This window comes from Amycolatopsis sp. NPDC051071 (genome assembly GCF_040682875.1).
Classification (GTDB): Bacteria; Actinomycetota; Actinomycetes; order Mycobacteriales; family Pseudonocardiaceae; genus Amycolatopsis.
Window position 1 is genome coordinate 22,663 of the sequence record NZ_JBFBBY010000102.1, and the last position, 6,181, is coordinate 28,843.

The window sequence follows — 6,181 nt, forward strand, 5'->3', positions numbered from 1 at the left end:
GGCCCAAGCTTAAAGGCCCGCCCACGCGTCCCAGACCGCGCCTCGGCCGAGCGCCGCCCGTCGTCCGATGGCCCGTCTCTCGAACAGCGTGCGCGGCAGGCGGGCCGCGACGGCGCCGAGGACCCGGCATCGGAGGCTCAGCCGGAAGTTCGGCGCCGCCGGTTTCCCCCGGAAAGGCAAGACGAGCGTGAGGACGGCGAACTTCACCAGCTGGCGGATCGCGACCTGTCGCGGAGCGCATCGGAGGAGAGTGAGCAGGCGGTTGCGTTCATTCCACAGGTGGAACTGGACCGAACCCGGCCGAGTACTCGCGCCATGGTGATGGGTGACGTCCGCGTCCGCGCTGACGACGTCCCAGCCCGCGAGCCGGAGTCGCCACGCGGCGTCGGTGTCCTCGTAGTAGCAGAAGTAGGAGGCTGGGATCCCGCCGACGGAGCGGAGCGCCTCGACGTTCAGCACCGCCGCGCCGCCGCAGAAGCCGAACACCTCGGCGGCGGGTTCCGGCAGGTCAGCGCCGTGCCCGTCGGCGGTGAGGCGGACGCCGGTGGACTGGACGGCGCCGTCGGCCAGCGTCAGCCGGGCGCTCACGGCGGCGGCGAGCGGAGCCTTCTCCAGGGTGTCTTCGCAGGTCGCGAGCCACTCCGGGGCCGGCGCGGCGTCGTCGTTCAGCCACGCCATCAGCGGGGTGTCCACTTTGTCCAGCGCGGCGGCCATCGCGCCCGCGTAGCCGGTGTTGCGTCGTAGCCGGAGCACCTGCGGCTTCGAGGGGTGGGCGGCGAGCAGGGCGGCCGTTCCGTCGTCGGAGGCGTTGTCGACCACCAGGACGCGATGCGGGCGGGACTGCGTGGCGAGGGCGTCGAGGCAGGCGGTGATATGCGCGGCGCCGCGCCAGGTGACCACGACGACGGTGGTGCTGGGTTCGGCGTCGGTCATGCCAGAGAGAATAGAGACCATGCCCGAACTGGTCGTGCTCGCCGAGCAGCTGCTGGCGCCCGTCCCCGGCGGGACCGGCCGCTACACCGGTGAGCTGCTGCGGGCGCTCGCCGAGACCGCGCCGCCTGGCTGGACGGTGTCGAGCGTGGTCGCGCGGCACGCGAACGTCGACGCCGCCGTGGTCGAGGGCGTCGCGGGGCCGCGGGTGCTGCCGATCCCGCCTCGCGCGTTGATCGCCGCTTGGCAGCTCGGGCTGCCGTGGTGGCCGGGCGGCGACGCGGTGCACGCGCCGACGCCACTCGCACCCGCGCGGGTGCCGAAGGGGCGGACGCTGTCGGTCGCGGTGCACGACACCGTGCCGTGGACGCATCCCGAGACGCTGACGCCGCGTGGAGTCGCTTGGCACCAGGCGGTGATCGCGCGGGCGGCGAGGCGGGCGACCGCGCTGACGGTGCCGACGCAAGCGATTGCGGACGAGCTCGGCGGACTGGTTCCGGTGTCTGTCCCGCTTCGCGTGATTCCGCATGGGGTGCGGCCACCCGTCGAGTTCTCCGAGGTCGCGCTGCCGGAAAGGTATGTGCTGGCGATCGGGACGATCGAGCCGCGCAAGGGCATCGACGTGCTGATCGACGCGGTCGGCCGGATCGGGGTGCCGCTGGTGCTGGCCGGGCAACCTGGGTGGGGCGGGATCGACCCGCTCGCCTTGGCGCGCGAGCACGGCGCCGACGTCCGGCTGCTGGGGAAGGTGTCCGACGCGGAACTGGCGTTCGCGTTGCGGGGCGCGGCCGTGCTGGCGATGCCGAGCCGGGCGGAGGGTTTCGGGCTGCCGCTGATCGAGGCGATGGCGGCCGGCGTGCCGGTCGTGCACTCCGACGTACCGGCGCTGGCCGAGGTGGCCGGGGGAGCGGGCGTCGTCGTACCGGTGGGTGACGCGCAAGCGCTTGCCGGTGCTCTGAAGAACGTTTTGGAGAATCCCGGGCTGGTGACAGCGCTGCGTGACGGCGGTCTCAGCCGTTCGAGTGACTTCACCTGGCAGCGTGCGGCCTCTGCCGTTTGGGGTCTTCACCTGCGTCGTTAGTTTGTCGGTTCCCCACCGCGAGGGGAGGGTGCCGTCGTACCCTGCGAGGGTGACCGATGACCCTCGCGTGCTGATCGACGCGACAGCCGTCCCGGCGGACAGGGGTGGCGTCGGTCGTTACGTGGATTCGCTGGTCGCGGCGCTGGACGAGGACGGTGCGCGGATCACCGTCGTCTGCCAGCCGCGGGACGCCGTGCTGTACGACCGGCTGGCGCCCGGTGCGCGGATCGTGCCCACGTCACCGTCGACTTCGACCCGGACCGCGCGGCTGACCTGGGAACAGGCGACGCTGCCCCGGCTGGTCCGGCGGCTCGCCGCCGACGTCGTCCATTCCCCGCACTACACGATGCCGCTGGCCAGCCCGGCCGCTTCGGTGGTGACGCTGCACGACGCGACCTTCTTCACCGACGCTGTCCTGCACTCTTCGGTGAAGGCGCGCTTCTTCCGCGCCTGGACCTCGACGGCGCTTCGCCGCGCGACGCTGTGTGTCGTGCCGAGTATCGCTACGGCGGCCGAACTCGAGCGCGTCGGCCAGGTGCGGACGGCCGAACTGGAGATCATCCACCACGGCGTCGAACCGGACCGCTTTCATCCGCCGTCGGCCGCCGAAATCGAGGCCGCGCGCAAGGCCGTCGGACTCGGGAAGACGCCGTACGTCGCTTTCCTCGGCGCGCTGGAACCGCGCAAGAACGTGCCCGCGCTGATCCGCGGCTTCGCGCACGCCGTGCTCGGCAGGCCGAACCCGCCCGCGCTGGTGCTTGCCGGGCAGCCGGGCTGGGACTCGCAGGTCGAGCGCGCGCTCGACGCCGTGCCGCACCGGCTGCGCGTGATCCGGGCGGGTTACCTGCCGTTCGACACCCTCGCCGGGTTCCTCGGCGGCTCCGAACTGGTCGCTTACCCGAGCCTCGGCGAGGGTTTCGGCCTGCCGGTGCTGGAGGCGATGGCCTGCGGCGCGAGCGTGCTCACGACGCGACGGCTTTCGCTGCCGGAGGTCGGCGGGGACGCGGTCGCCTACTGCGGGGTCGGCGCTGGAGACGTCGCCGCGGGGATCTCGGACCTGCTCGACAACCCTTCGCGGCGCGCGGAGCTGGCCGAAGCGGCGCAGCGGCGGGCGAAGGAGTTCTCGTGGGCTACGACCGCGGAGCGGCACCGGGAGGCCTACGCGAAGGCTTGGCACCGGCATGCGCAGCGGCGGGCGGGCTGAGGGTCGCTTTGACGTCGTGAGGAGAGCAAGGGACCTTTGCTATCACTTTCGGCGCGCACTCAGTGAGGTCGTAGTCCGTGATTGGGGTATAGTTGGTGATGCAAGGTCCCTGTGGGGCCGAGTATGAAAGCCCGCGACGCGTCCGGACGGTCGTCTCGCGGGCTTTTCGCTTTCTAAACGCTGACGACGGCTTCGATGAGCCGCCCCGTTCTGCGACTCCAGTGACCTCCCGCACCGAAGCACCACCCCACCGCGTCCGAAATCCAGAGCAGCGGTTCGGCGGTAGAGTTCAGATGCTCGTAGGTGAGTTCGGTTTTGGAGGGTCGGTAGCCGAGAGCTCGTTGCATGGTCTTGCGATCGAGAACATCGCGATGGTCTCGAGAGTCCAGGACGAGTCGGTGGGCGTTCTTGGCGAGGAGGTCGAAGACAGCGCGTTCGAGGCATTTCTGCCTGGTTTCTTCTTCCGTTTTCCTTGTACATGAGCCCACGTAGACCACTGTCACGACGTCAAGTGCGACTATGCGATCGATCAGTTGCCTGCGGCGAGGTTCCTTCTCCTTCTTGAAATGCAGCTCGCGCGCACCGGGTAGCAGCAGCGCGTTCAGCTCCCGGCGTGATGGCGCGAGTCGTGCCGGGGCGACCAGAGTCATGCACAGGAGATAGCGCTGATCGCGCACCGACTCGTCGATGAAGGCGTGCACGGGCATCCGATCATTCTGCCTGGCGATGATCTCGAAGAGTAGTCGGGTGCATGCGCTTTGTTGCTGTTGTGCAACTCGCGTCAGTGGGGTGCCGGAGTCGCGTTCGGTGACGGGTGGACAATGGCCGCGTGACTGAGCACCCCAGCTACGGCGACGGGATCGCCGTCGTGACCGTGACGTACTTCCCCGGCGAAACCCTCGAGAAGTTCCTCGACACGCTCGAGAAGGCGACGGACCGGGACGTCCAGGTCGTCGTCGCCGACAACGGCTCCACGGACGGCGCGCCGGAGAAAGCCGCCCGCCGGGACAACGTCAAGCTGCTCAGCATCGGCGAGAACGTCGGTTACGGCACGGCCGTCAACCGCGGCGTCGCGGAGCTCGACGACAGTTACGGCTGGATCGTCGTGGTGAACCCGGATCTCGAATGGGAGCCCGGTTCGCTCGACGCGCTGCTGGAGGTCGCCGGGCGCTGGCCGCGTGGTGGCGCGTTCGGCCCGCTCATCCACGATCTCGACGGCACCGTCTACCCGTCGGCCCGGCTGTTGCCGTCGTTCGGCCGTGGGGTCGGGCACGCGGCGTTCAGCAGGATCTGGCCGGGCAACCCGTGGACGCGTCAGTACCGCCAGGAGTCCGGCACGCCGGTCGAGCGTGAGGCCGGCTGGCTTTCCGGGTCCTGCCAGCTGCTCCGCCGCGAGGCCTTCGATTCGGTCGACGGTTTCGACACGCGTTACTTCATGTACTTCGAGGACGTCGACCTCGGCGACCGCCTTGCCCGCGCCGGCTGGCTGAACGTGTACGCGCCTTCGTCGAGTGTCATGCACATCGGCGGGCACTCGACTTCGCAGGCTTCGGAGAAGATGCTGCGGGTGCACCACGACAGCGCCTACCGCTACCTCGCCGACCGTCATCGCGGCCTGCTGTGGAAGCCGGTCATGCTGGCGGTGAAGGCCGGTCTCGCAGTGCGCCTCAAGCTGGAAACACGCAAGAAGTAGCCGTTCCGGCCACCGGAACTCGCGCGACTCGGAAACGCGCCGTCGTTACCGTCGGTGCATGGACTTCGCCGAGTTGGACGCCTGGCTGACCGAACGTGCTCGCGACAAGCGCTTTTCCGGGGTCGTGCTGATCCGCCGCGGCGACGAGACGCTGTTCGAACGCGGCTACGGCCTGGCCAGCCGCCGCTGGTCGGTGCCGAACGCGCCGGACGTCCGCTACGACACGGCGTCGATCACCAAGCTCTTCACCTCGATCGCCGCACTGCGCCTGGCCGAGGCAGGACGCCTGGACCTCGACCGTCCGATCGGCGAGATCATCGATCTCGGCGGCACGGCGATCGCGGACGGCGCGACCACGCGGCAGCTGCTCACGCATACCTCCGGCATCGCCGACGACGCCGACGAGGAGGCAGGGGAAAGTTACGAGGCGCTGTGGGTCGGCAAACCGGTGTATTCGGTAATGGAGACGCGCGACCACTTGCCCAATTTCGCTTACCGGGCAGCGAATTTCGCGCCCGGTGAGGGCTGCCGGTACTGCAACTCGGGCTATGTCCTCGCCGGGCTGGTGATCGAGACGATCGTCGGCGGGCCCTATCGCGAATACGTCCAGGAGACCGTGCTCGATCGCGCGGGAATGACCGAGTCGGGCTTCTTCGACCGGCGCGACCCACAGCCGAGGGTCGCCGAGGGCTGGGACCCGATCCTCGACGGCGAGCGGGTCACCGGCTGGAAGCAGAACATCTTCAGTTACCCGCCGATCGGTTCACCCGATGGGGGTGCGTACTGCACCGTCGGCGACCTCGTCCGGTTTCTGCGCGCGATCCGGGAAGAACGCCTTCTGTCCCCGGAGCGCACGAGGGAATTCCTCACGCCGCAGGTGCTTCACAGCAAGGGCGTCTGGTACGGCTTCGGCCTGGAATTCTCTCTCGACGCCGATGGCTCCGTATGGAACTACTACAAGGACGGCGGCAACGCCGGCGTCTGCTCACTCGCGCGGCACTATCCGGGCCAGGGGCTGGACGTCGCCCTGCTGTCGAACCACACGTATGGCGGGGGTGCGGCGATCCAGGAGATCGACCGGGTGATCCGGGCTTCTCGAGGTGCCCCCGGATGCCATGAACGGCCCGTTACTCGCAAAATTTGCCAGTAACGGGCCGTTCATGGCACGCGTGAAGAGGGCTAGGGCGTGTCTGGCAAATCTGTTCGATGGGGTTCGTGATCCAGGTGGTTCCTGGTGGTGTGGGCCCTTCGTCCTCGTACTGGGCGTACTTGG

At 69.1% G+C, this 6,181-nt stretch carries 6 protein-coding genes; 4 read left to right on the forward strand and 2 right to left on the reverse strand.

Going from position 1 to position 6,181, the window contains the following annotated elements; genetic code table 11:
- Positions 1-9: 9 nt before the first annotated feature.
- Positions 10-933 carry a glycosyltransferase family 2 protein gene (locus AB0M65_RS27760; RefSeq protein ID WP_364033577.1) on the reverse strand — a complete coding sequence of 308 codons (924 nt, stop codon included), beginning with the start codon at positions 931-933 and terminating at the stop codon, positions 10-12.
- Positions 934-952: 19 nt separating this feature from the next.
- Between AB0M65_RS27760 and AB0M65_RS27765 the strand changes: the two genes are divergently transcribed.
- Together AB0M65_RS27765 and AB0M65_RS27770 are read left to right on the forward strand one after the other, a co-directional pair.
- Positions 953-2,011: a glycosyltransferase family 1 protein gene (locus AB0M65_RS27765; protein ID WP_364033580.1), complete on the forward strand. Its 1,059-nt coding sequence runs from the start codon at positions 953-955 to the stop codon at positions 2,009-2,011.
- A 67-nt stretch (positions 2,012-2,078) separates the two neighbouring features.
- Positions 2,079-3,215, forward strand: coding sequence for a glycosyltransferase family 1 protein (locus tag AB0M65_RS27770; RefSeq protein ID WP_364033600.1), 1,137 nt, complete (start codon positions 2,079-2,081; stop codon positions 3,213-3,215).
- Between the two features lie 173 nt (positions 3,216-3,388).
- Here AB0M65_RS27770 and AB0M65_RS27775 read toward each other — a convergent pair whose 3' ends face one another.
- The gene (locus AB0M65_RS27775) at positions 3,389-3,922 is read right to left on the reverse strand and encodes a hypothetical protein (RefSeq protein WP_364033583.1); all 534 of its coding nucleotides are present in this window, start codon (positions 3,920-3,922) and stop codon (positions 3,389-3,391) included.
- Positions 3,923-4,044: 122 nt separating this feature from the next.
- On the opposite strand from AB0M65_RS27775, the gene AB0M65_RS27780 reads away from it, so the two are divergent.
- Both AB0M65_RS27780 and AB0M65_RS27785 read left to right on the forward strand, forming a co-directional pair.
- Positions 4,045-4,908, forward strand: coding sequence for a glycosyltransferase family 2 protein (locus tag AB0M65_RS27780; RefSeq protein ID WP_364033586.1), 864 nt, complete (start codon positions 4,045-4,047; stop codon positions 4,906-4,908).
- A gap of 58 nt (positions 4,909-4,966) precedes the next feature.
- A complete protein-coding gene (locus tag AB0M65_RS27785) occupies positions 4,967-6,058 on the forward strand; it encodes a serine hydrolase domain-containing protein (RefSeq protein WP_364033588.1) in 1,092 nt (363 codons plus the stop codon).
- Positions 6,059-6,181: the final 123 nt, after the last annotated feature.